The organism is Haloferax sp. Atlit-12N (genome assembly GCF_003383095.1).
Lineage (GTDB): Archaea > Halobacteriota > Halobacteria > Halobacteriales > Haloferacaceae > Haloferax.
Genome location: NZ_PSYW01000001.1, coordinates 725,914 through 749,819 on the forward strand (window position 1 = coordinate 725,914; position 23,906 = coordinate 749,819).

Annotated in this window: 27 protein-coding genes; 12 read left to right on the forward strand and 15 right to left on the reverse strand. The window is 68.0% G+C overall.

The window, feature by feature from the left end; all coding sequences use genetic code 11:
* Window positions 1-2,085, reverse strand: a complete 2,085-nt coding sequence (gene lonB / locus C5B90_RS03760) for an ATP-dependent protease LonB (RefSeq protein WP_115879206.1) — start codon at window positions 2,083-2,085, stop codon at window positions 1-3.
* Window positions 2,086-2,254: 169 nt separating this feature from the next.
* Between lonB and C5B90_RS03765 the strand changes: the two genes are divergently transcribed.
* From C5B90_RS03765 to C5B90_RS03775, 3 genes are all read left to right on the forward strand, one after another.
* Complete coding sequence (locus C5B90_RS03765; RefSeq protein WP_115879208.1) at window positions 2,255-2,806, forward strand: nicotinamide-nucleotide adenylyltransferase; 552 nt, start codon at window positions 2,255-2,257, stop codon at window positions 2,804-2,806.
* Between the two features lies 1 nt (window position 2,807).
* Window positions 2,808-3,596, forward strand: coding sequence for an S-adenosyl-l-methionine hydroxide adenosyltransferase family protein (locus C5B90_RS03770; protein WP_115879210.1), 789 nt, complete (start codon window positions 2,808-2,810; stop codon window positions 3,594-3,596).
* A 113-nt stretch (window positions 3,597-3,709) separates the two neighbouring features.
* Window positions 3,710-4,297 (forward strand): trimeric intracellular cation channel family protein, encoded by a 588-nt coding sequence (locus C5B90_RS03775; protein ID WP_115880560.1) that lies wholly within the window; start codon window positions 3,710-3,712, stop codon window positions 4,295-4,297.
* Window positions 4,298-4,326: 29 nt separating this feature from the next.
* Here the strand turns inward: C5B90_RS03775 and C5B90_RS03780 are convergent, their stop codons facing one another.
* From C5B90_RS03780 to C5B90_RS03795, 4 genes are all read right to left on the reverse strand, one after another.
* The gene (locus tag C5B90_RS03780; protein ID WP_115879212.1) at window positions 4,327-4,506 is read right to left on the reverse strand and encodes a hypothetical protein; all 180 of its coding nucleotides are present in this window, start codon (window positions 4,504-4,506) and stop codon (window positions 4,327-4,329) included.
* Window positions 4,507-4,685: 179 nt separating this feature from the next.
* Window positions 4,686-6,248, reverse strand: coding sequence for a thermosome subunit alpha (thsA, locus tag C5B90_RS03785; protein WP_115879214.1), 1,563 nt, complete (start codon window positions 6,246-6,248; stop codon window positions 4,686-4,688).
* Window positions 6,249-6,533: 285 nt separating this feature from the next.
* Window positions 6,534-6,815 carry a HalOD1 output domain-containing protein gene (locus tag C5B90_RS03790; RefSeq protein ID WP_115879216.1) on the reverse strand — a complete coding sequence of 94 codons (282 nt, stop codon included), beginning with the start codon at window positions 6,813-6,815 and terminating at the stop codon, window positions 6,534-6,536.
* A 54-nt stretch (window positions 6,816-6,869) separates the two neighbouring features.
* A complete protein-coding gene (locus C5B90_RS03795) occupies window positions 6,870-7,520 on the reverse strand; it encodes a helix-turn-helix domain-containing protein (protein WP_115879218.1) in 651 nt (216 codons plus the stop codon).
* Between the two features lie 174 nt (window positions 7,521-7,694).
* Between C5B90_RS03795 and C5B90_RS03800 the strand changes: the two genes are divergently transcribed.
* Window positions 7,695-8,519: an amidohydrolase family protein gene (locus tag C5B90_RS03800; protein ID WP_058565797.1), complete on the forward strand. Its 825-nt coding sequence runs from the start codon at window positions 7,695-7,697 to the stop codon at window positions 8,517-8,519.
* Between the two features lie 6 nt (window positions 8,520-8,525).
* Here the strand turns inward: C5B90_RS03800 and C5B90_RS03805 are convergent, their stop codons facing one another.
* Window positions 8,526-9,428: a glycosyltransferase family 2 protein gene (locus tag C5B90_RS03805; protein ID WP_115879220.1), complete on the reverse strand. Its 903-nt coding sequence runs from the start codon at window positions 9,426-9,428 to the stop codon at window positions 8,526-8,528.
* Window positions 9,429-9,498: 70 nt separating this feature from the next.
* Complete coding sequence (locus C5B90_RS03810; RefSeq protein WP_199517433.1) at window positions 9,499-10,254, reverse strand: class I SAM-dependent methyltransferase; 756 nt, start codon at window positions 10,252-10,254, stop codon at window positions 9,499-9,501.
* Window positions 10,255-10,651: 397 nt separating this feature from the next.
* Here C5B90_RS03810 and C5B90_RS03815 point away from each other — a divergent pair, with 397 nt between their 5' ends.
* From C5B90_RS03815 to C5B90_RS03830, 4 genes are all read left to right on the forward strand, one after another.
* On the forward strand, window positions 10,652-10,924 hold the full coding sequence (locus tag C5B90_RS03815) for a winged helix-turn-helix domain-containing protein (RefSeq protein ID WP_004972706.1): 273 nt from the start codon (window positions 10,652-10,654) through the stop codon (window positions 10,922-10,924).
* Between the two features lie 113 nt (window positions 10,925-11,037).
* The gene (locus C5B90_RS03820; RefSeq protein WP_115879224.1) at window positions 11,038-11,820 is read left to right on the forward strand and encodes an MBL fold metallo-hydrolase; all 783 of its coding nucleotides are present in this window, start codon (window positions 11,038-11,040) and stop codon (window positions 11,818-11,820) included.
* A 75-nt stretch (window positions 11,821-11,895) separates the two neighbouring features.
* Complete coding sequence (locus tag C5B90_RS03825; RefSeq protein WP_115879226.1) at window positions 11,896-12,591, forward strand: YkgJ family cysteine cluster protein; 696 nt, start codon at window positions 11,896-11,898, stop codon at window positions 12,589-12,591.
* A gap of 65 nt (window positions 12,592-12,656) precedes the next feature.
* Window positions 12,657-13,061, forward strand: coding sequence for a TRAM domain-containing protein (locus C5B90_RS03830; protein WP_004044168.1), 405 nt, complete (start codon window positions 12,657-12,659; stop codon window positions 13,059-13,061).
* A gap of 174 nt (window positions 13,062-13,235) precedes the next feature.
* Here C5B90_RS03830 and C5B90_RS03835 read toward each other — a convergent pair whose 3' ends face one another.
* Window positions 13,236-14,933 carry a radical SAM protein gene (locus tag C5B90_RS03835; RefSeq protein ID WP_058565792.1) on the reverse strand — a complete coding sequence of 566 codons (1,698 nt, stop codon included), beginning with the start codon at window positions 14,931-14,933 and terminating at the stop codon, window positions 13,236-13,238.
* A gap of 121 nt (window positions 14,934-15,054) precedes the next feature.
* Here C5B90_RS03835 and C5B90_RS20720 point away from each other — a divergent pair, with 121 nt between their 5' ends.
* Together C5B90_RS20720 and C5B90_RS03840 are read left to right on the forward strand one after the other, a co-directional pair.
* Window positions 15,055-15,213, forward strand: a complete 159-nt coding sequence (locus C5B90_RS20720; protein ID WP_004044170.1) for a hypothetical protein — start codon at window positions 15,055-15,057, stop codon at window positions 15,211-15,213.
* On the forward strand, window positions 15,210-15,707 hold the full coding sequence (locus tag C5B90_RS03840; protein WP_115879228.1) for an Hsp20/alpha crystallin family protein: 498 nt from the start codon (window positions 15,210-15,212) through the stop codon (window positions 15,705-15,707). Before C5B90_RS20720 ends, C5B90_RS03840 begins: the two co-directional genes overlap by 4 nt.
* A gap of 45 nt (window positions 15,708-15,752) precedes the next feature.
* On the opposite strand, the gene C5B90_RS03845 is transcribed toward C5B90_RS03840, so the two are convergent.
* Window positions 15,753-16,919 carry an FAD-binding oxidoreductase gene (locus tag C5B90_RS03845; protein WP_115879230.1) on the reverse strand — a complete coding sequence of 389 codons (1,167 nt, stop codon included), beginning with the start codon at window positions 16,917-16,919 and terminating at the stop codon, window positions 15,753-15,755.
* 253 nt (window positions 16,920-17,172) lie between these two features.
* Window positions 17,173-17,955, reverse strand: coding sequence for a luciferase (locus tag C5B90_RS03850; protein ID WP_115879232.1), 783 nt, complete (start codon window positions 17,953-17,955; stop codon window positions 17,173-17,175).
* Between the two features lie 429 nt (window positions 17,956-18,384).
* Here C5B90_RS03850 and C5B90_RS03855 point away from each other — a divergent pair, with 429 nt between their 5' ends.
* Window positions 18,385-18,873, forward strand: coding sequence for a DoxX family protein (locus C5B90_RS03855; RefSeq protein WP_115880562.1), 489 nt, complete (start codon window positions 18,385-18,387; stop codon window positions 18,871-18,873).
* A gap of 100 nt (window positions 18,874-18,973) precedes the next feature.
* Here the strand turns inward: C5B90_RS03855 and C5B90_RS03860 are convergent, their stop codons facing one another.
* The 4 genes from C5B90_RS03860 to C5B90_RS03875 all read right to left on the reverse strand — a co-directional run bounded on the left by C5B90_RS03860 (window position 18,974) and on the right by C5B90_RS03875 (window position 22,435).
* Window positions 18,974-19,570, reverse strand: coding sequence for a CoA pyrophosphatase (locus tag C5B90_RS03860; protein ID WP_115879234.1), 597 nt, complete (start codon window positions 19,568-19,570; stop codon window positions 18,974-18,976).
* Window positions 19,571-19,599: 29 nt separating this feature from the next.
* On the reverse strand, window positions 19,600-20,088 hold the full coding sequence (locus C5B90_RS03865; RefSeq protein ID WP_115879236.1) for a hypothetical protein: 489 nt from the start codon (window positions 20,086-20,088) through the stop codon (window positions 19,600-19,602).
* Complete coding sequence (locus tag C5B90_RS03870; RefSeq protein ID WP_115879238.1) at window positions 20,085-21,191, reverse strand: glycosyl transferase family 2; 1,107 nt, start codon at window positions 21,189-21,191, stop codon at window positions 20,085-20,087. Before C5B90_RS03870 ends, C5B90_RS03865 begins: the two co-directional genes overlap by 4 nt.
* Window positions 21,192-21,274: 83 nt before the next feature.
* Window positions 21,275-22,435 (reverse strand): MFS transporter, encoded by a 1,161-nt coding sequence (locus C5B90_RS03875; RefSeq protein ID WP_115879240.1) that lies wholly within the window; start codon window positions 22,433-22,435, stop codon window positions 21,275-21,277.
* A gap of 158 nt (window positions 22,436-22,593) precedes the next feature.
* Between C5B90_RS03875 and C5B90_RS20725 the strand changes: the two genes are divergently transcribed.
* Window positions 22,594-22,764 carry an HVO_0758 family zinc finger protein gene (locus C5B90_RS20725; protein ID WP_004972738.1) on the forward strand — a complete coding sequence of 57 codons (171 nt, stop codon included), beginning with the start codon at window positions 22,594-22,596 and terminating at the stop codon, window positions 22,762-22,764.
* Window positions 22,765-22,809: 45 nt separating this feature from the next.
* Here C5B90_RS20725 and C5B90_RS03880 read toward each other — a convergent pair whose 3' ends face one another.
* Window positions 22,810-23,898: an aldo/keto reductase gene (locus C5B90_RS03880; protein WP_115879242.1), complete on the reverse strand. Its 1,089-nt coding sequence runs from the start codon at window positions 23,896-23,898 to the stop codon at window positions 22,810-22,812.
* Window positions 23,899-23,906 lie beyond the last annotated feature (8 nt).

The window sequence follows — 23,906 nt, forward strand, 5'->3', positions numbered from 1 at the left end:
TTACTGCGGGCTGGGGCTGGAGGGCCCCTTGACGCCCTGGCCCTTGTTGAGGGCGGAGCCGGTGATGCTCTTGAGGCGGTCCACGAGCGAGTCCTTCTCGGGTTCGCCTTCGAGGGCGACGTCGAGGACTTCGCTGATGTGCGAGACGGGGATGATGTCGACCATCTCCTTGTACTCGTCTTCGATCATCACGTCCTGCTCGTTGGCGGCAGGGATGATGACCGTCGAACAGCCGGCCTTCGCGGCGGCTTCGATCTTGTGGGTGACGCCACCGACCGGGAGCACGTCGCCGCGCACCGACAGCGAGCCGGTCATAGCGACCGACTGGTCGATGGGGATATCCTCCAGCGCGGAGATGACGGCGGTCGCGACCGTGATGGACGCGGAGTCGCCGTCGACGCCCTGCTGGCCGGTCTGGACGAACTGCACGTGCACGTCCATCTCCGAGAGGTCCTGGTTGGAGAACTTCTTGATGATGGCCGAGACGTTCTGGACGGACTCTTCGGCCATCTCCTTGAGCTGGCCGGTCGCGATGACCTGGCCGGGGCCCTGCGAGGGCGTGACTTCGGCCATCACGGGGAGCATGATACCGGAGTCTTCGCCCATGACGGCGAGGCCGTTGACGCGGCCGGTGACGAAGCCGTCGTTGACCGACAGCTCGTAGTCCTTGCGGCGCTCGATGTACTGGTCCGCGATCTGCTGCTCGATGGAGCGCGCGCGGCGCTTGGCCTGCAGCACGTGGTCGCGGGTGGTCAGTTCGGCGTTCTCGCCGCGAGCGATGTCGCCCGCGACGCGGACGAGGCCGCCGAGGTTACGGAATTCGAGGGTGAGGTGACCCTTGCGACCGGCGCGGCGGCGGGCTTCGAGGATGAGCTCCTCGACCGCCTCCTCGGTGAAGTGCGGGAGCCGGCCGTCGTTGGTGACCTCCTGGGCCACGAAGCGCGCGTACTTGCGGCGCATCTCCGGGGTGTCCTCGATGGTGTCGTCCATGTACACCTCGTACCCGTAGCCCTTGATACGGGAGCGGAGCGCGGGGTGCATGTTCTCCATCGCGTCGAGGTTACCCGCGGCAATCATGATGAAGTCCGTCGGGACGGGTTCAGTCTGGACCATCGCGCCCGAGGAGCGCTCGGACTGGCCCGTGATGGAGAACTCGCCCTCCTGGATGGCCGTCATCAGGTGCTGCTGGCTGCGCACGTCGAGCGTGTTGATCTCGTCGACGAACAGGACGCCCTTGTTCGACTTGTGAATCGCGCCGGGTTCGACGCGGTCGTGGCTAGGCGTCTCCATGCCGCCAGACTGGAACGGGTCGTGGCGGACGTCGCCGAGGAGCGCGCCCGCGTGGGCGCCCGTCGCGTCCTGGAACGGCGCGGACTTCTGGTCGGCGTTGTTCACGATGAGGTTCGGAATCATCGCGTCGCTGCCGCGCGAGCCGTAGCGGAACGCGAGGTAGATGATACCCGCGGCGAGGATGCCGAGCAGGACCTGCTGGGCGATGATGAGCGAGTAGCCCAGCACGACCGCGATAATGATCCACATGAGGAACGAGCGCATCTGGTTGCGCTTGCGTGCCTCCTCTTTGTGCGCCTCGACGATCTGGTCACCCTTGCCCGCGGGGACCGTGCGGACCTTGGGGCGATTGCCGTCGTCGGGGTTGTGGTAGACGAGCACGTCCTGAAGCTCCTCGCGGGGGAGAAGCTCGGACATCGCCTTGGCGAGCATCGACTTCCCCGTCCCCGGGGAGCCGATCATCATGACGTGGCGGCGCTGCTTTGCCGCCTTCATGATGACGTCGCGGGCGTGCTCCTGCCCGATAACTTGGTCGACGAGACGGTCCGGAACGGGAATCTCGTCGGTCGTCTCTATCTGGAGACCACCGAGGAGGTCGTCCTCGTCCACGTTCTCGGCCACGTCGGCGTCGATTTCGACATCGCTCCCGAGGTCGTCGATCGTCTTCTTATCGACCTCTTCGGCCTCGTCGTGCTGGAGCGTCCCCCCGTCGTCGATACCCTCTTCCGAGGGCGCGTCGTCGGGTGAATCCTCCCGCTCGTGGAGGCTGTCGTCGGTGTTCGTATCGTTACTCATAGAACTGTCGTCGCTACTTCTAACGTAGGCCCTGCGACTGATATACTTTCTCCCCGGGTGCATCCGGCGTACCTTGCCGTAACCTCGCGTTTCGACGGCCCTACCACCGGAATACCGGAATTCTCGTAACTCGGCGTATTTATAAGTAATCCGGACTAACGCCCGACGCATGCGGGGGTTCTACATCGGCCGATTCCAGCCGTACCACAACGGCCACCACCGAATGGTCGAAGAGATTGCCACCGAAGTCGACGAACTCGTCCTCGGTATCGGGTCCGCGGGCGACTCGCACTCGCCGCGGAACCCGTTCACCGCGGGCGAGCGAATCATGATGGTCAACAAGGCCGTCTCCGACTTCGACATCACGACCTACGCGGTCCCCATCGAGGACCTCGACCGCAACTCAGTGTGGGTCAGCCACGTCCAGTCGATGTCCCCCGCGTTCGAGGTGGCGTACTCCAACAACCCGCTCGTCATCCAACTGTTCAAAGAGGCGGGCGTCGAGGTCCACCAGTCGCCCATGTTCAACCGCGAGGTGCTGGAGGGCACGGAGGTCCGCCAGCGCATGATAGAAGACCGCGACTGGGAGTCGCTCGTCCCCGACGAGGTGGCCGACGTGGTCCGCGAAATCGACGGCATCGAGCGCCTCCAGCGCGTCACGGCCACCGACGGCTCGGAGCGCTTCGGTGACGACGAGGACCGCGACCCGAACCCCTGTTGAGATGATTACCCTCGCGTCCGACTTCGGACTGGCGTACCCCGCCGCGATGAAAGGCGTCGTCCTCTCGCGGACCGACGCGCGACTCGTGGACGTGGCCCACGACCTCCCGCGACAGGACGTTCGCGCGGCCGCATTCTGGCTCCGCGAGACGCTTCCGTACTTCCCGCCGGCGGTCCACCTCGTCGTGGTCGACCCCGGCGTCGGCACCGACCGGCGCGCGGTCGTCCTCCGCGTCGGCGACCACGTCTTCGTCGGACCCGACAACGGCGTTCTCCGCCCGCCGGCGCGACGCGTCGCCGCCGAACTCGCCGACGACGCGCCCGTCGAGGCCTACGAAATCGACGTTCCGAACCCCGAGTCCACGACCTTCCACGGACGGGACGTGTTCGCGCCCGCGGCCGCCGACGCTCACGTCGCAGGCGCGTCGGCGCTCGGGTCGGTCGACCGCTTCGAACCGATTGCGCTCGACTCGCTCGCCGAGTGTCGTCTCCCCGAGGCGACCGTCTCGGCCGACGGCCGCGAGGCGACCGGCGAGGTACTCGTCGTCGACGACTTCGGCAACTGCATCACCAACGTCCCGGGCGAGTTCGTCCGCGACGCGGCGGGCGAGGCCATCTCGGTCAACGGTGAGTCAGTCCCGGTCGGTCGCACCTTCGAGGCCGTCCCGCGCGGCGAGAAACTGGTCACTGTCGGCAGTCACGGCAACGTCGAGTGTGACGTGAACCACGGCCGCGGCGACGAGGCGTTCGGTCTCGCGCCCGGCGACCGCGTGGAACTCCGGGTCGACTGATGAGCGTTCTCGTCTCCGCCCTCGCTCTCAGTTCCGCCGCCATCCCTGTTCCCAGTTCCGCCGCCGTCGCCCCCGCCTCCGTCGTCGTCCCCGAAATCGACCCCTTCGCGGTGATGAACGTCGTCGGTCTCCTCGCGTTCGCGGTCGCCGGGGCGCTCAAGGCCGCCGAAGCCGGTCTCGACGTGTTCGGCGTCTCCGTCCTCGGCGTCGTGACCGCCCTCGGCGGCGGGACGACCCGCGACGTGCTCGTCGACCGGCTACCGGCCTCGCTCGCGGGGACGTGGGACATGAGCGTCGCGCTCGTCGGCGTCGGCCTCGCAATCGTCCTCATCCACTCGATAGAGGGGCGCGTGCGCGACCATCCGGCGTTCCTGACCTCCGACGCGGTCGGGCTGTCGGCGTTCGCGGCGACCGGCGCGCTCGTCGGCGTCGACGCCGGCGTCACGTCGTTCGGCATCGTCGTCCTCGCGACCATCACGGCCGTCGGTGGCGGCTCCATCGCCGACATCCTCATCGGGCGCGTGCCGGTCGTCCTCCGCGACGACTTCTACGCGACGCCCGCCGTCGTCGGGGGTCTCGGCTTCCTCGCCGCCCGCGCGGCCGGCGCGCCGACCGGCGTCCCTTCGGGACTGTGCGCCGCGCTCGTCTTCTCGGTGCGGTTGCTCGCGCTCCGCTACGACTGGCGACTCCCGCGGGTCTAAGTGGAGACTCCCGAGGCCGCGCGCCGGAGTTACAGTTCGTTTTCCACGCGCCGCTCCGCGGACTGGACCTCGTCCGCGATGGTGTCGCGCTCGAAGTAGAGCACCTCGACGCCGACGACGACCACGGCGAGCACGGCGAAGATACCCCCGCCGACCATTCCACCAATCGCCATCGACACGGCTTCCGGAAGCCCGACTTCGTCGGACATGGAGTGCAGCTCGACGCTCGCGACGGGAGAACATAGCGACCAGTTGATAGATTCTCGCTCAGCGGCGCGGCTTGGGAGCAACCATACGAGAGCGGAAAGACGGAAAAAGCGACACGAAGTGGCCCGGCGGCGGAACGCACCGCCGGTGGGTGGGGGAGAGTGTTCTGCGGGCGGTTCGGTTACTTGGCGGCGATGACGTCGTCGATGCGGACGATCATCGTCGCGGCCTCGGTCGCGGACTCGATGGCTTCGCGCTTGACCGCGACGGGGTCGATGACGCCGAGTTCGACGGGGTCGCCGATTTCGCCGCTGCGGCCCGAGGAGATGATGCCGGCGATGCCCTCGTTTTCGTAGCGGGCGCGGAGGTCGACGAGCGCGTCGATGGGGTCCATCCCGGTGTTCTCGGCGAGGGTGCGCGGGAGCGCCTCGACGGCGTCGGCGTAGGCCTCGACGGCCAGTTGCTTGCGGCCCTCGATGCCGGCGGCCTCGGAGCGGATGCGGTCGGCGATGGCGATTTCGGTCGCGCCCGCGCCGGGGACGACACCGCCCTTGTCGATGGCGGCGACGACCACGTCGACCGCGTCTTGGATGGCGCGTTCGAGTTCGTCGACGACGTGTTCGGTGCCGCCGCGGAGGAACAGCGTGACGGCCTTCGCCGCCGAGCCGCCCTCGACGAACGCGAGGTCGTCGTCGCCGAAGGTGCGGATGCTCACGGAGTCGACGTGACCGAGGTCGGACTCGTCGAGGTCGGACAGCGAGCCGAGGCGCTTCGCGCCGGTCGCGCGGGCGAGAGCACGGGCGTCGGACTTCTTCACGCTCTTGAACGCGAGGATGCCCGCGTCGGCGAGGTAGCCCGCGACGCGGTCGTCGATGGACTTGGTGCAGAACACCACGTCGACGCCGGCGTCCTTGAGGGCCGCCGCGTAGCCGCGGAGTTCCTTGTCCTCGGCGTCGATGGCCGCGGTGAGCTGGTCGACGGAGGTGATGTTGTACTCGGTGTCGACCTCGCCCTTGCGAACGTCGAGTTTCATGTCGAGGACCGCGACGGTCGCGTCGGAGACGGCCCGAGGCATGTTCTCGTTGACGGGTTCCTTGTCGAGGACGACGCCCTCGACGAGTTCGGTCGCCGAGGAGGACGCGCCCGTGCGGGTGAGCACACGAACGTCGTCGCGGTGGAAGGCCCCGTCGCCGTCACCGTGGACCATCTGGACCGCCTTGACGACGTGTTTGGCGAGCACGTCGGCGGTCACGTCGCCGGTGCCCTTGCCGGTCATGGAGGATTCGGCGACCTTGCGGAGCAGGTCGTCGTCGAGCGTCACGTCGAGGACCATGTCGTCGATGGCTTCTTGGGCGATGCGGGCGGCCTCGGTGTAGCCCTCGACGATAACCGTCGGGTGGAGGTCGTCGTCGAGGAGGTCCTCGGCGTGCGCGAGGAGTTCGCCGGTGAGGACGGCCGCGGTGGTCGTGCCGTCGCCGACTTCCTCCTCTTGGGTCTGGGAGACTTCGACGATCATCTGCGCGGCGGGGTGCTCGATGTCCATCTTCTCGAGGATGGTCGCACCGTCGTTCGTGATGACGACCTCGCCCGAGGAGTCGACGAGCATCTTGTCCATGCCGCGCGGCCCGAGTGTGGTCCGTACGGCTTCGGCGACCGCCTTTCCGGCGCGGATGTTGGAGTCCTGCGCGGAGCGGCCGTGCGTTCGGTTCGTCCCCTCTGCGAGAATGTATAACGGTTGCTGCATTCGTGAAGCCATGTTGAAACCTCAACCGCTATCAACGATTGCAGTTCTATAAATACGTTTCGGCGAGAGTGAGCTACGAAATCGCACGACAGGGCGACGGTTTTCGGATTCGAGAGCGAGGCGACCGTAGTTCGAATCGCCGGCTGAACGAGGGCGCGTTCGGGAGCACGAGGTCACGCTGGAGTGGGCGGTGTGCGGACGATGGCGGCGGCTGGACGACGAGACCGTTGGACGACCGGACTCGGGCGACGACGCGCTCGGACGGCGCTCGATTCGGACGCGTCGCTAGTCGTCGAGCGAGTCGACGGTGAGCGTTCCGTCTCCGAACAGCGAGACGAGGTGGCCCGCGTACCGGAACGAGAACCGTCGAGACGGGTCGTGAGAAGGGTGAAAGAGAACGTCGAGAGCTTCGGGGTCAACGCCGATTTCCGAGAGCGGCGGGAGTTCGAGTGGGCTGAGTTCCGTGGCCGTCGCGACCGCCGAAGCGATGGCGACCGCAACCTCGTCGTACCGTTCGACGGAGGTGGTTACCACGGACCCGGCTCCATCTTCGAGCGGGTCGTCCATACAGACCGAATGGGTAGTGGAGTACCTATTGGTGTGGGTTGACTATGTAACCCGTTATTGTGGGGGTCGCTCGTCCCGAATCCGCTCTGCGAGCGTCCGGTATGCGCGTTTGAGGCGGGCGGCGACCGCCTGCCGCGAGATGCCGAGTTCCGTGCCGAGTTCGTCCAGAGACGTGTCCCGGCGTTCGTCGAAGTAGCCGCGTTCGAGCGCGAGAAGCAGGGCTTCGAGTTGCGTGTCGGTCAGCCCCTCGCTCGCTGGCGCTTCCTCGGCCGCGACCGACGTGATGCGGTCGAACTCGGTGTCGATGCCGTGGGCCGCCCACTCGCGTCTGAGGTCGGTCAGCACGCGGTGCGAGGAGACGCGGAGCTTGAGCCACCACGAGTTACCGGTCGAGAGACACTCTAAGAGAACCGCGTCTCTGGACACTAACGCGTCGAAAATCGGAGCCTCAGAGGCGTCCCACGAGACGCCGTAGAGCGCCCGGTCCGAGACAGATTCGACGAGCGTGAGGTCGTCGATGCTCGGAAGCGACCGCGCCACCTCTCCGAACGCCCCCGCGTCGGGACCGCGGACCCAGACGAACGACGCCGCCTGCAAGGCGGTCGGGACGGACCGTTCCAGCTCCAGTTCGATGTCGTGTTCCTCGGCCGCGGGACCGAACGGGAGCGCGGACAGCGGGGCGACGACCTCGACGATGAGGCACACGCGTGGACGATAGGTGGAATAGGCCAAAAAGCTGCGTTTCAGCGTCTCTCCCTACCGTCGTGAAGGAATGACCGTCACGCGTCGCTGAACGAACGGGTCAGTACTGTGCCCTCGATGAAACGACTACGGCGGATTCTGCAACCTATTTGGCGGACACCGGTGAGTGACTCGACAATGCTGGAGTTGGAACACGGGTTCAGGGTCGTGGACGTGAACGCCCGCCTCGACCCCGACGAACAGTCGGTCGCGGCGCGCGGGCGGGAGATAAGCCCCGAGCGGCTGGAGCGCGAACTGCATCAGGCGGGCGTCGTCCGCGCCGTCGTCTCGCCGGGCGCACAGCGGGTCGAGGGGAGCTACCTCCGCCCGAACAACGCGGTCGCGCGGATGAGCGTCGACCGGCCGTTCCTGGCGTTCGCCCGCATCAACGGCCCGCGCGACCCGAGCGGTCGGGCCTCCGCGCGGCTCCGGAACCTCACGTCGTCGCGGGCGGACCACCACGCCGACCCCGACGACATCGAGCAGTACGCCTACGACGACCGCTTCCACGGGTTCTCGCTCGCGCCGGCGGTCGACGGGCTCCCGGACGACGAGACGCTCGCCATGCTGGAGGACGTCGGGCTTCCCGTCTTCGTCGAAGGCGGACAGGTGTTCGAGCCGAGCGCGGTCGCCGAGTCGCTCCTCGGCCGGTTCCCGGTCATCCTGTCGAGCTTCGGCGGCTTTCCGCTCGACCGCGGGCTGATGGACGAGGCCATCGACCTCCTCGACGACCACGACGACCTCTACCTCGACACGAGTTTCGTCCGCTATCGGAGCGTGCTCGAACGCGCGCTCCTCGAACACCCGGACCGCGTGCTGTTCGGTAGCGGCGCACCGGAGACCCACCCGAACGTGGGCGTCATGGAGATTCTGACGCTCGACGTGTCGGAGGACGCGCTGGCGAAGGCGTTTTCGAAGAACGCGGCGCGGGTCATCGAGGCGCTCGCTCCCGGAGAGCGGTAAAACGAGTCAGCGCCAGTCGTATCGGGCGACGGCGCGGTCGGCGCGCTTCGACTGGCCGTGGGGATTGCGCGCTCTGGTTCGGTCGCGGGCGCGGGCGACCAACCCGTCGGAGACGCCCGTGGCGATGCCGCCGACCACGTCGCGGCCGGTTCCCGCCCACCCCGAGGGCGTCACGTCGCCTTTCACGACGCCGAGAGCGGCGTCGACGCCGTCCGAAATCGCGTGTTTCGCTGTCCGCTTGACTGTCCCCGGTCTGACCCCGTAGTTCTTCACGAGTCGATAGGTGAGCGAACGGTACTTCCAGCCCCAGTCGCGCTCGGAGATGCCGCCGTCGGCCTCGAACTCGCGGCGGACGCACATCTCGGGTGCCCACGCGACGGAGCGGTCGAAGCCGGCGAGGCGATGGGCCGCGTCGCGCGCGCCGCCCGTCTGGAGGTACTCGTCGAAGCCGTCGAGGGCGTCGATTGCCTCGCGGCGGAACGCGACGTTGCCGCCGTTGAAGTACGTCACCGTGCGGCCGCCGATGGCGTTCCGTTCGAGGGACTCGGTCGTCATGCCGTTGCGGAGCGTCTGGTGCATCGGTCCGGTGACCACGTCGGCGTCGGCGATGCCGTCTTCGAGCGCCGACAGCCACGACGATTCGACGGAGAGGTCGTATCGGAGGAGCGCCACCACGTCGCCGCTGGCGACTTCGAGGCCGGCGTTGCGAGCGACGTTGAGGTTGCGGTCGGAGATTTCGACCAGCACGTCCACGTCGTCGCGCTCTCTCACCATCCCGGTCGTGCCGTCGGCGGAGGGGCCGTTGACGACGACGACTTCCGCGTCGGGGGCGTGCTCGGCCAGCGCATCGAGGCTGGTGGCGAGCCGGTCCCGACCGTTGAGCGTCGGGAGCACAACCGAGAGATCCATACCCGACAGTTGCGGTGGACGTACTTAAATGTGAATCGAGAATCGTGTTAAAATCTGCCGTGAGAACGGCTCACTCGGCGTCGCTCGCCCGAGTCGCCGCGCGGGACTGCTCGTCGGCGGACTCGACCCGCGCACTCCAGTACGACACGGACGCGAGGTCGTCGCCGACCGGCGAGTCGCCGACGGCGAGGTCCAGCGAACGGAACGGCTGTGCGATGCCGTTGGGGACCTTCCGGTAGAAGCCGAACGGGATGACGAAGTCGTGTTTCGCGCCGGCGAGGTCGAGCCCGGCGTCGCCGAGCAGCCGCCGCACGTCGCCTTCCGAGTAGAGCCGCGACCCCATCGGGAGCAGCCAGTTGTAGGCCACCCGGAGGCTCCCGTCGTTGAAGGTGTCGAAGAACACCTGCTCTTTCGAGACGCGGGCCATCTCGGCTAAGAACTTCGCCGGGGTGTCCGCGAGGTGGAAAAACCGCATCGCGAACACCGCGTCGAAGTGGTCGTCCGGGAAGGGCAGCCGCGCGGCGTCGCCGCGGAGGAACTCGATGCGGTCGGCGACGCCCGCTCTACGGGCCTTCTCCCGCCCCTGTACCATCATCGCCCGCGAGATGTCCAGTCCGACGACGTTCGCCCCCTCCTGGGCGAGCATCACGGTGAACCGGCCGGTCCCGCAGGCGATTTCGAGGACGTTCTTATCCTCGACGGGGCCGAGCGCCGCGAGGACCGCCTCCTTCTCTCGCCGGTCGATGAGGCGACCGCCCTTGGAGAACCGCTTTGAGTCGTACTCCTGGGCGACCTCGTCGGCCTGGTACCACTCCTTTCCTTTCACGCTACGCATACTCGCGGGGGGGAGCCTAAAACGGTACTGGATACGCGGTGCGGAAGCGGGGTTCGGCGGGCGGCGAGAGAGAGACTTTCCTTGACTGAGCACGTAGCATGGTATATGCCAACATGCAGAAACTGTGGCGTGACCTGCGAGGCAGATGAGTTAACACGGCACGTCAGCGAAGGGTGGCTCGTCGTCCACTGTCCGGAGTGCCACGCGCCGCTCGGGAGCTATCGACTCGGCACTCCATCGGTCGATACGATGCGAAACGTGGAGTGAGACGCCTACTCGCGGGCGATTTTCCAACAAACGCACGATATTAATATGTGTATTATGTGTCTGGATTCTTTTCACACACTTGTAGCTAACCCTTAACACGGAGCAACCGACTGTGACGGGTATGAGCACCACCACTGCAGAGCCAGATACTGAAGACCTGCTCTCGGAATCCGAGTTCCGAGAGCGCCTCCGCGAGCTTCCCCCGAGCGCGAAGCTCGTCGCAAAAGTCCTCGAAAGCGACGCGCCCCTCTCGCAGGGCCAGCTCGCGGAGGAGTCGCTGCTGCCGGACCGCACCGTCCGCTACGCGCTCAACCGTCTCGAAGAGTCTGACCTCGTCGGCTCGCGTTACTCCTTCAAGGACGCGCGAAAGCAGGTCTACTTCCTCAACACGTAAGCGCGCGGTCCACCGATAGCGCGACAGACCACCGCCCGCGGGGGCGCACTCCCGCAGACCAAGCCACCACTTCTCTCGAACCACCTAACCCGCCGGCGAGCGTAGCCGCCGCCATGCACGTCACGCGCGTCTCCGTCCCCGTCGCCACCCGCGCGCCGACCGGCGCGACGAACGCCTATCTCGTCGCCGACGGCGGCGACACGTTGCTCGTGGACCCCGCGGCCCGCACCGACGACCTCGACGTACTCGTCGCGCGCGAGGGCGTCGACCACATCGCGGTTACCCACACCCATGCGGACCACGTCGGCGCGGTGGCCGCCTACGCCCGCGAGACCGGCGCAACGGTCTGGTGTCGTCGCGGCCGCGAGCGCGCCTTCTCGGCCGCGACCGGAATCGAACCGGACCAGACGTTCGCGGAGGGGACGACCGTCCCCGTCGGCGCGGGCGTCGAGGTGCTGGACACGCCGGGGCACGCCCGCGACCACGTGAGCTTCGTCGCCGGCGAGGACGTGCTCTGCGGCGACCTCGCGGTCGCCGAGGGGAGCGTCGTCGTGGGCGCGCCCGAGGGCGACGTTCGCGCCTACCTCGTCGCGCTCAGACGACTCCACGCGCGCGGTCCCGAGCGACTACTTCCGGGTCACGGCCCCGAAATCACGGACCCGCGGGCGACGCTCGCGCGACTCGTCGCGCACCGAAGCGACCGCGAGCGGGGCGTCCTCGACGCGGTGCGCGCCGGGAACACGACGCCGGACGATGTGACCGACGCCGCCTACGACAAGGACGTCTCCGCCGTGCGCGACCTCGCCCGCGCGACAGTCGTCGCGCACATCGAGAAGCTCGCCGCGGAGCGTCGGGTCCGCTGGGACTCCGAGGCTGAGCGAGTCGAACCGCGATAGGGTGCGCGTCGATTCGGAGTCCGCTCCCCCGCGAAAAACCGCGCCCCTCTTTGGGCTCGCGCCCGCATCGCGGGTATGGACCTCGACGCCGAGCTGGACCGCGCCCGCGACCTCGACGTGTCGGAACTCGCCGACGCCATCGAGTCCATCGGCTTCGAGTGCACACGCTGTGGGGCCTGCTGTAAGGGCTACGAGGGCGACGACGGCCCCGAGCCGCACACCGCGACTGTCTTCCCAGACGAGGTGCGCGCCTTGCAGGACGCCAGCGGGGACGATTCAGAAGGCGAGTCGGGAACCCCGATGGAGTGGCGGGACGTGGCCCGTCCGATGCCCTACGGCCTCGCCGAGGGCGACGACGGCCCCGAGGGCGAGACATTCGAGTGGGCGCTCCAGACGAGCGCCTGCGGGGACTGTCGGTTCTACGAAGAAGACGAGTCGGGACAGGGCGCTTGTCAGGTTCACGAGGACCGCCCGCTCATCTGCGAGACCTACCCGTTCAGCGTCGCCCTCGGCGGCACGAGCCAGCCGATGGGCGAGGCCGTCGACGAGGAGGGCGTCGTCCGCGCGCACGAGTGCGAGGGCCTCGGCCGGGACATCTCCCGGGAGGACGCGGAGGAACTGGCGCGGGCGCTGAAAGAGCGGGCGATTCGAGAGCTACGCGAGGCGCGGGGCGTCACCGAGGCCTACGAACCGGTCGAGACCGGTCCGGGCGAGGTTGTCGTCCACGACTCGGAGGGCGCGAAACGGCCCGACGGGACGCGGGTTCAGTAGTCGAATCCCGGTGACTGCGGTACATCTTTAACACTCCGGCCTGACCACATATTGGAGGTCTTACGGTGGAAATCTCAGATAAACTCCTGTGTCTGTTCAATGCTGACGTTCGCACCGAGGACGACCGCTACGTCGTCGAAATTCCGCGCCGCGAAGTCGAGACCGGGACCGTCGAACCCGGCGAGACGTACCGCGTCGCGCTCATCTCCCGCGAGTCGAACGAACCCGCCGAGTCCGAACCGAACGCCGGACCGACGCCCACGAACGAGCCGCAACCGCCCGTCGAAGCCGGTGAACTCCGCTACGTCGAAATCGAGGACATCGGCAAGCAGGGCGACGGTATCGCCCGCGTCGAACGCGGCTACGTCATCATCGTCCCCGGCACCGAAGTCGGCGAGCGCGTGAAGGTCGAAATCACCGAAGTCAAGTCTAACTTCGCCGTCGGCGAAGTCGTCGAAGACGACTTCTGACGGCGCTCTTTTCGTTCGACGCGGTTCGCCTCGCCGGGACGTGTCTCCCGCCGCCGACAGACCACGACTGCAAGTGAATCACGCACCACGCTTGCGAGTGAACAGAGAGGTATTCCGGACGCCTAGGGAGTGCGCGGTTGCACGTGAAGAATGAGTTTCTGAGCTCTGAGACGACTACTGAACGTACTTCGTCACGTCGGCGTCGACGCCCACGTCGGCCGCGTCGGCGTAGGGACGGTTCACCACGATGTCGCCAGCGGTCGAGCGACCGATGCCGGGGATGGCGGTGAGTTCGTCCATCGACGCCTCGTTGAAGTCAAGCGGGTAGGGAACCCCGGTGACGGAGCGGTAGCCGTGGTCGACGACTGCCACGTCGATTGTCTTCCCGAGTTCGCGCTCGCCCGGAATCCCGACCAAAAGCGGGTAGGTGCCGAGTTGGCGACCGAACGTCCGGCCGTCCTGGTGGTATTCGAGATGGACGTTCGGGAGGACCGTCCCCGCGGGCGCGACCCGGCGGAGCATCGGCCGGTCGATTTCCTCGCGGACCTCCTTTTTGTACGTCTTGAACAGCTGTTTGTGGTCGCGGGCGATGTCGGCACCCGTGTCGGACATGTCGGTGCCGTCGAACGCCATCACCTGCCGGATGTTGATGCGGCGGACCATGAGGCCCTCGTCGTAGACGCGCTGGAGGAACTGCTTGTTGTGCTCGAACGTCTCCTCGCGCTCGCCTTTCAGCCCGTGGAGGAGGTTGATGCCGGGGAGGAGCTTCGGCAGTCGGTTCGCGGCGTCCGAACCGTGGGTCGGCGCGTCCGCGGGGTCGTCACCGGGCCGCCAGCCGGCGACCTCGTTGACGATTTTGACCGCCTCGAAACACTCGTCTGCGGAGACGTTGAGGTTGTTCTCCTCTTGGACCAGCGGGTCGGCGGATTCGAGGCCGAACGCCGCGGTGTCGCCGGCCGTGTTGTGCTCGGCGATGATGCGGAGCGCCTCGCGGGATTTCTCGGGCCAGCCGACGATGGTGATGGGGTTGACGTTGTCGAGGTGGAGCGTGCCGAGGTCCGGCGCGACCTCTCGGATGCCGCCGTAGAGCCGGCGGAGCGCGTCGGGGTTCGGAGCCTCGCCGTCGCCGCCGAACGCGAGGATGTCGGCCTGCCGGCCGAGCCGGAAGTGTCGCGCGCCGCGGTTGTAGAGGTTCTCGACCTCCTTGACGACGGAGTCGGCGGTGCGGAACGCGGGGTTGCCGTACAGCGGTTCGGTACAGAACGAACAGCGGTAGGCACAGCCCCGAGAGGTCTCCATCTCGCAGATGAGGTGGTCGGGGTGGTTCGGGTGCTGTTCGACCACGAACGCGCCCATGGCGGCCCAGCGGTCGAGTTCCTCGTTGTCGCGCATGCGGTTGCCGAAGCCTTCGAGCCCGGAGTCGACGAGGTCGTAGGCGGCCGCCTCGATGTCGCCCTTGGCGACGAAGTCGTAGTCGAGGTTCTTGCGCTCCATGTCCTGGCCGCCGGCGTTCTCGTCGCCGACGCCGAAGCGAATCGGCCCGCCCATCAGGGCGGTTCCCTCGGCGACCCACGCGAGTTCGCGCACCTCGTCGGGTTCGGCGGGCGTCCCGCCGACGTACTTGCCGGGGACGGTCATGCCGCCGATGTAAATCATGAGGTCGGCGTCGGCCACGTCGCGCCACTTCTGTCTGTCCTCGCGGAGTTCGTCGATGGTGTGGTAGACGACGTTGGACTCGGGGACGCCCGCGTCGACCACCGCACCCGCGGTGAACCTCGGATACGTCGAGATGTACGGCGGCACGCCGAAGTGCGCCGGCTCGTCGACGTATCCGTCGACGATAGTCACGGTGAGGTCGGCGGGGTCAGTCATCGGTCGCGGTTCGGGTTCGACGCGGAAAACGCAACCGGTCGGCGGTCGTGGCCCCGCGCCGCGTCGTGGGGGCGCTTCCGCCTCCCGCGCGTTTATGAGCGTGGGAGCGTAACTGACGGCCATGCCCGCGACCCTCGAAGTCAAGTGCGCCAACGAGGACTGCGAACTCGACATGTTCGAGCTGCACTACACCTACGACATGCCCGACGACGTGACGGTGGCGGACTTCTCCTGTCCGTACTGCGGCGAGTCCCGCGCCCTGGAGGAGATACAGCTATGAGCGACCTGCGGAAGTACGGCGAGTCGGCGGCAAACGCCGTCCTCGAACGAGTCGGTCGCGGCGTCAGCCAGATGCAGGAGCGCAAGCCCCTCGCCCACGACCTGCTCGAATCCGAGGACGCCTACCTCGTCGTCTTCGACGCGCCCGGCGCTCGCGCCGAGGACGTGCAGGTCCGCTTCCTCGACGGCGAAGTCGAGATTCGCATCGACCGCTTCCGAGACTTCCACGAGGGCTACGAGATGCGCTTCCCCGGCCGCGGTCTCACGCTCTCGGGGAAGGCGACCATCCCCTCCGACGCCTCGGTCGAAGCCGCCGAGGGAACCGCCACGGTCGGCAAGAACGGCACGCTCCAGATTCGGATTCCCAAGGACGAGCGCGCGAGCGACATCGCCGTGACCGAAGAAGAAGACGAGGGCGAGGCCGACACTGAGTCCGAATCCGAGGCCGCCGACGAAGCCGACGACTTCGGCGATGTGGACGACCAAGACGCCTGACGCGCGGTTTCGGGCGCGACGCCCTCTTTGAACCTTCTTTTCGCGCTAGTCGCCGTCGAGCGTCATCCCTTCGACCACCGCGAACTCCTCGTCGCCGTCGAAGCGCTGGGGGTCGAACGCGTCCGGAATCAACGCCTGACCGTCACCGAGCACGGCCTCTGCGAGTCGCTCACCGATTGCCGGCGACCACATGAAGCCGTGACCGTGCCAGCCGGCGGCGACGTAGACGCCCTCGGCGACTGCGCCGACGAGCGGGTTTCGGTCCGGGGTCGCCCCGCAGAGACCGGCCCACGCGCGGTCGAGTTCCGGGTCAGTTGCATCCGGGAACTCCGACTCGCCCGCGTCGCCGACCGTCGTCCGGTGTCGAACCGCGTCGAGGGCGTCGGCGACGAACCAGTCGTCCGCGGTCGGGTCCCAGTCGTCGGGGTCGGGTTCGACCGGCTCGACGCCGTCGCCCGCGAGGACGCCCGCGGGATGCGGCCGCAGGTACGACTCGTCGGTCGCGTCGTAGACGGTCGGCCCACGGTAGTCGCAGTCGGCGACGAGCGCCTGCGCCCGGTAGGGTTTGAGCGCGATTGGGTGGCCCGCGTCGGCGAGCAGGCGGCGCGAGTGGACGCCGGCCGCGACGACGACGGCGTCGAAGCGAGCGGTCACCACGTCGTCGACGGCGACGCCCGGCGGGTCGGTTCTGAGTGTCACCGCGTCGCCGACGCGGAACTCGACGCCCGCGGACTCGCACTTCTCGACGAACAGGTCCGCGTAGGCCGCCGGGTCGGCCCAGCCGGCGTTCTCGGCGACGCCCGCGAGGAGCACGTCGTCGGTCCGAATCGAGAACCGGTCGGCCAGTTCGTCGGCTCCGACGAGCGACACCGCGCGGTCGTGGACGCGCATTCGCTCGACCGATTCTTCGAGCGCCGCGGCGGCCGCGTCGTCACCCTCGCGCGCGAGAAAGACGTACGGCGTCTCGTGGAAGACGAACTCGCCCTCGCCCGAGAGACACCGGAACCGAGCCATCGCGCTCTCGGCGATGGCTACGTCGATGTCCTCCGCGTAGGCGTCGTAGCAGATGCCTGCGGCGCGGCCCGTCGACCCGCTACCGGGCGCGCCGCGTTCGAACAGCGTGACTCGCGCCCCGCGCTCGGCGAGGTCGAAGGCGGTCGTCAGGCCGACCGCGCCCGCGCCGACGACGGCGACGCGCGCTGATTCGTTCATACCCCGTCTGGGTCGGCGAGCGACTTGAATGGCGGTTGCTCACCGGTCGTGAGTAAGTGGCCGATAACTGCGCAACGCGGTCGCTCAGGATTGTAGAGAGACGGGGTAGGTCAGCCGGCCGTGGCCCACGTGGAAACCACGTGGGTCCGAAAGGAGCCACCCGACCGTGCCGTCACCTGTCCTCTCCGGCGACCGCGTAAAAGGCCTCCGGTGCTCGGTTCGGAGACGGGACGAGCGCGGGCGGCGCGCCAGACTACTCGGCGAACTCGTCGACGCCGCGGGCGGGGTACCCGACCACGAGGTCGATGCCGGCGTCGCGGAGGTCGTCGATTCGACGACGCACGTCGGTCACGGAGCCGATGAGGGCGTAGTCACGCGCGGCCTTCAGGAGCACCTCGCGGGCGCGACCCTCGGCCGAGGCGTCGGTCGCGGCGTCGTCGGGGAGCGCGCGAGCGACGGGGCGGCGGCGGGAGACGTACGCGCCGACGGCGTCGAGAATCTCATCGTCGTCGTCGGTGAGGGCGGTCGGGGCGTAGAGCGCGACCTCGCCGTCGAAGCCGGCCGCCCGGAGCGCCCGAACGTCCCTGCGGGTCGACCGCGAGAGGAGTTCGTACTGCGTGCCGCCGGCGGCGAGAGCGATTCGCTCGATGCCCTCGGTGCCGACCCACGCGTCGGGCGCGCGCTCTCGGGCGGCGCGGAGCCGGGGGGCGACCGCGCGGCCCGCCTCGTCGTCAGTCAGATACGCGCCGTGACCGGCCACGAGCACCTGCCGAATCCCGTCGGGGAGCCACTCGTACAGCGAGTCGTCGCCGAGGGGGTCGAAGCCGTCGGCTCGGACCGGCGTGGTCAGTCGAACCTCTTTCTCGGCCGCGAGTTCGTGCAGCACGTCCTCGTCGGGGAGTCGCTCGCGGCCCTCGTAGTCGATAGCCACGATGTCGAGCGGGACCGACAGCGCCTCGCGCACGTCGCACTCGGCGGGTTTGAGTGCGACTGCGTCCAGACCGGCTTTCGAGACCGCACGCTCGGCGGTCAACATACTATCACCACAGAAATTTCAGTACCGTCGCGGAACGCGATCCATCGTCTGTGCGACCATGTGAGAACGGATAGCGCGGAGGAGGGCAAAACCCTGTCGGTGACGGCGATGCTGGCTCTCCCGGCGACGTTTATATACCTCGTTTCGAAGCGGCGGCGAGCCGTATCGAACCGTGCGACGACGTGCCTCGCCGTGAAATCCCGCCGTGTTCACCGCCGTACCAACACGATTGTATTCAGGAGGCAATTCTAGACTCCGATTAGTAGTCGAAAATGAATCGTGACAGTCTCAGACGCCCGTTTTCGGTGATTCCCAGTTCTATAGATTCGGAAATCGCGTCGCCGTTATATGGGGTTCGCGGCCGACGATTCAGATGTAAGGTGAACCGAGATGCCCGCTAACGCACAAATCGAGATGCTGGGGAACAGAATGGACTTCGACTACTCGCAGGGCGTCACGGGCTACGTGCTCGTGTTGACCCGCCTCATCACCGGTTACTGGTTCCTCCACGCGGGCTGGGGGAAGATAACCGGTGAGGCGTTCAACGCCGGCGGCTACCTCGCGAACGCCCCCGCTACCTCGCCGCTGCAGGGCTTCTTCGCGTGGGCCGCTGCGACCCCGTGGCTCCTCGACCTCACGAACATCATGGTTCCGTGGGGCGAGTTCCTCATCGGCCTCGGACTCATCGTGGGTGCACTCGTCCGGCTCGCCGCCTTCTTCGGCGGCGTCCTGATGGTGTTCTTCTACCTGGGGAACGCCGACTGGGGCCACGGTCTCGTCAACGGCGACCTGTTCGGGCTGATGATGTTCGTCATCGTCGGCACCCTCGCCGCGGGCCGCATCCTCGGCCTCGACGCCATCATCGAGAAGATGGAGTTCGTCCGCCAGCGCCCCGCGCTCAAGTACCTCCTCGGCTGAGGGGGTACTCGGGGGGCAGAAAGGGAGTTGCCGTGGGGACGACGACACGCTGACGCGGTCTTGTTTTTCGGAACTGACTCAGACACCGCGAGTGGGCGCGCTACACCGGGTAGTCGGCGTCGGGGTCGACCACGCGGTCGACCTCCTCGGGGACGCGCCAGTCGGTCGTGAGTTCGAGCAGTTGCACGAGCATCCGCCCGGTCGCGCCCCAGACGGTGTAGCCGTCGACGTGGAAGAAGTGGAGCCGAATCTCGCCGTACTGCGGGTGGTCGCGGCGCTCCGACTCGTAGTTCGCGCGGTCGGTCAGGTCGTCGACCGCGAGCACCGCGATTTCGGCCACCTCGCGCTGGTCGGGTTCGTACTCGCGGTCGGGCACCGTGGCGACGAACGGCGAGACGGCGTAGTCGGTCACGGTGAGAATATCGTCGAGTCGGCCGTGAAACGTGGTCTCATCGGCTCGAAGGCCGATTTCCTCGTTGGCCTCGCGGAGCGCGGTCGCCCGCAGGTCGGCGTCGCTGGGTTCGCGCCCGCCGCCGGGGAAACTCATCTGGCCGGGATGCTCGCCGAGATGGTCGGCGCGCTTGGTAAACAGGATGTGCGGCCGCTCGTCGCGGAACACGACGGGGGCGATGACGGCCGCCCGCCGGCCCGCGTCGACGGTCACCGGTTCGTGTCGGGTGACGCCCGCGAGGTCCATCGTCACGATTCGTAAAGAGATGCCGAGACTTAGGCCTGCCCCTCCGCGTCCAGCGCGGCGTCGAGGCGCTCGCGAATCGACCCCACGTCGGTGTCGGCCCACGCTTCGAGGTCGTACGTCACGTCCAGCAGACGCTCGATTTCGTCGTCGTCGCCCGTCTGCACTGCACTCGCGGCCGCCGCCCGGAGACGCGACTCGACCTGCGTCGCCAACTCGCCCCGCGGCACCTCGCGGGTCGGGTAGTCGAGGATGTGCGGGAGGTCCTCCGCCCGGTCGGGGAGCGTCGGAAACGCCATCGGCCCGACCGTCAGGAGTTCCGCGTCCGTCTCGTCGTCCTCGTAGGGGACGAGGTAGTAGGCGTCGACCGCGTCGGAAATCGCGCCCGAGAGGGCGTCACCGTCTGTCTCGCGGCCCTGCTTGAACGCGAGTTCGTCCAGCGCGGTCTCCAGTTCCTCGCGGGTGAGCGCGCCGAAGAGGTCGACGACGCCCGCGAGGTCGTCGTAGGTCGCCTCGCTCATCGGCCCGCAGACTCCCGCACGTCGTCGAGGTCGTCGCTCGCGGCGGAAAGCACCGCGTCGGGCGACAGCGAGGTGTCCCGCCACGCCGGGAGCCGCGTGTCCTCGCCGGGCTTCGAGATGGCCTCGGCGTAGGTGGCGACCTGCTCGCGCTCGTCTCCCCGGTCGTAGTCGAAGCCGTTGAACGCCGCGTCGGCCGCGTACTGCTCGACCAGTCTGTTCCCGGCCTCGCGGTAGCGGTCGGCGAGCGTGTCGAACTCGACGCTTCCGCCGTGTTCCACGACCGCTCTGAGGAGCGTCCGCCCGACGGACTCGCTCATGTCCGAGAGGCCGGTCGGCCCGCTCACGGAGCGGTGGTCGTGTTCGTACTCGCCGAGGTCGACCTGCGCGCTCCGGTCGAAGCCGGCGTGGGCGAAGGCGTCGCCGAGGGTGCCGACTTCGAGGCCCCACTTCCGCGGCGACCGCATCTGCAACGCGAGGTCGGACGTGGCCGCGAACTCCCCGGCGAGGGCGTACCGGAACGAGTCGAGGTATCGAACGATGGGGGCGTCCGTCTCGGCTTCGAGCGCGCGGACGAGCGGGGCGTAAAACAGCCTGAACAGCCGGCCGTAGAGCCGCCCCTCCTCGACGCGGGCGTAGTAGCCCTTCGAGAAGTCGTGGCCGTGCGCGAGCGGGAACAGGAGCCGCGGGACGTAGCGCTCGTCGTAGGTCTTCGTGTCCGCGTCGTGGACGACGACGTACTCCTCGCGGGCGGCGCAGCCGAGCGCGAGCCACACGTCGCGGCCCTTGCCGCGCTCGCCGTCAAGGTCGTGGGAGTCCAGCAGGTCGGCGACGCGGGGACCGTCGCACCACAGCACGTCGAGCGGCAGGTCGTACTCGTCGAGCCAGTCGGCGAACGGGGCGACCCGGTCGGCGGGCGCGCGGAGGGGGACGACGACCCGCGCGGGCGAGAGCGACTCCAGCGTCGAGAGCACCCGCTCGGCGGCGAGGCCGGCGTACTCCCGCTCCGTCATCGGCACGACCACGGCGGCGCGGTCGGTCGGGGCGTCGGGGACCGGCCCGGAGAGGTCGTGGAGCGTCGTGACCCGCTCTTGTACGTACTCCATCGTGTCGGTCGTAGAACCGGGCGAGCAAAAGTGCGGCGAGAGCCGAGTTGTCTGCCGGGTTCGTTCGACCGCCGCCAGTCCGCTCAGTTCGGGATGCGCCCGGCGCGCTGGAAGGCGATGAGGCCCGTGACGACGACCGCCAGCCCGATGGAGAACCAGAAGAACACCTCGTCGAACGCGTAGCCGAAGTCGGTCAGGGTGCCGACCACGCCCGACCCGCTGGCCTGGAATATCATCATGCCGAACGAGTACACCGAGTAGGCGCTCCCGCGGCTCTCGTCGGGGAGCGTGTCGAGCAGGTAGGCGTCGAGCGCCGGAAAGAGGCTGTGGATGACGTAGCCGACGACCGCGGTGACGACGAGGAGGCCGACGAGGCTCGTCGTCACGGTCAAGACGAACACCGAGACGACGAAGGAGACGAGCACGCCGAGGATGTACGGGATGCGCGGCAGTTTGTCGGCGAGCCGCCCCGAGAGGAAGAACGCCGGCACGCCCGCGCCGAAGATGACCGTCAGCATGTTTCGCGCCGTCGTCGCTGGCAGCCCCTTCGACACCATGTACAGTTCGTAGAAGTTGAACAGGCCCTGCCAGACGAAGCCGGTGAAGCCGAGGATGACGATGCCGGTGAGGATGACGCGCCACTCGGACCGGGCTGCGCCGAGGAGGTCGCGGTCGGCCGCGCCCGCGTCGGGAAGGTCCGTCGAGCGGGCCGTGAAGAACAGCGCGAGCGTCACGGCGGCGGCCGCGAGGCCGACGCAGACGAAGACGAGTTGCCACGCCGCGGAAACGAACGGGAGCCGGGGGACGAGGTCGGCCCCGACTGCGAGGACGAGCGTGACGAAGGGGGCGACGCCGACGGCCGCGAGTTGGCTGGCGGTGCCGTGGATTCCCATCGCGCGGCCGACGCGGTCGGGGAACAGCTCGCTCACGAGCGGGTTGGCGGCGACGAAGTACGCGCCCGAGGCGAGGCCCATCGAGACCGCGCCAATCATCAGCGTCTCGACGGTGGTCGCGCTGGCGGTCACGCCCGAGGCGATGACGAGGATGACGCCGGTCCCGAGCACCACCCGGTGTCTCGGAACGCGGGTGAGCAGCCAGCCGGTCGGGACGCGGAGAGCGGCGCTCCCGAGCCAGACGAGGGTGGCGACGATGCCGACGGTGGCGCGGTCGACCTCGAAGAACGTGATGAACTCCCCGAGAAGCGGTGCGAAGACGACTCGCGCGAGGTTGACGAGCAGCACCATCCCGCAGAGGGTTCCGAAGAGGCGGCCACGTGACACGGACGAAAGCGCGCGCCGCGAGGTGACAACACTTTCGACTGAGCGGGGGTGGCGGCGCGTCGTGCGGGGCGAAAACGGGGTTCGTCGTCGGGTTTTTATGTTCGTTGCACAAACGAACGCTTATGAAGACAACGCGGAAGGGGCTTCGAGACGGGGAGTTGGAGAAGGATACCTACGGACGACTGACCTGTTCCGAGTGCGGCGAGTCGCTGAAGAAGAAAAACGACCCGGACGAGGTGTTTTCCCTCCGCATCTGCGCCGACTGCGGGCGCGAGTGGAAAGAGCTCAGATAAGACAAAGCGACCGACTGCGGGCGCTCGGGTGGAACCGGCGTCCGCTCACTCGAACACCGAATCGAACGTCCGCGCCCCGAGGGGGTCGAACGTGCCGGCCGCGATGTTCTCCGCGACGTGTGCTACCGACGACGCGCCGACGAGCGCCGCGGTCACGCCGGGCGCGCTCCGCGAGAAGTTGAGCGCCCGCTGGGCCGCCGTGTCGCCGGCGAGCACCGAGTTCACCGACGCCGGAATCTCCGCCGCGAGGTCGCCCTGCGCGAGGCTGGCGCTCGTGAAGGCGTGCAGGCCGTGTTCGTGGGCGTACCAGAGCGCGCTCATCGCCTCGCCCTCGGTGTCGTGGGCCTCGACGGTGAACGCGTCGGCCATCACGACGTTGAACGGGAGCTGAATCGCTTCGAGCGAGTGTTCGTCGTTGCCGACGGTTTCTGCCGCGCGCTCGGCCCGATGGACGAGTTCGGGGAGCGACAGGTACGCGTCGTGGTCGGGCGCGACCCGGAATGCTTCCCACGTTGCGACGCCGTAGCGACCGATGTCGTCGGCGGCGACCCGCCGTTCGAGCACCTCGAAGGCCGCCTCGATTCGGTCGTACACCGTCTCGCGGTCGGCGATTGCCAGTTGCGTCCCGGGGTTGTGGAGGTAGTAGCAGTCGATGTGGTCCAGTCCCGTCAGGTCGAGCGAGCGGTCGACCATCTCGTCGACGAAGGCGGGCGCGATGGTGTGACTGCCGTGGGCGAGTTCGTCGGCGTCGGCGAGGCCGGCGTCGAGGACCGTCTCGCGGACGTACGCGCCGGGGTCGTCGGGGCGCTCGCGGTCGAAGGGGACGAACCCGGCCTTCGAGGCGACGACGACGGCGTCGCGGTCGACGTCGGCCCCGCGGACCGCGTCGCCGACGACCCGCTCGGCGCGGCCGTGACGGTAGTTCGACGCCGTGTCGACGAGGTTGACGCCGTGTTCGAGCGCAGAGACGAGCGACTCGCGGTAGCGGTCGTCGACCGCATCGGTCGGCTCGCCGAGGTAGGTCCCGATGCCGATACTGGAGACGACGCCGGGGCCGAACCGGCGGTAGAAGGTGCGGCCGAAACTGTCACCGAACCGGTCGCGGTAGGCCCACGTCGCCCGTCCTGTAGCCATGGTCGGCG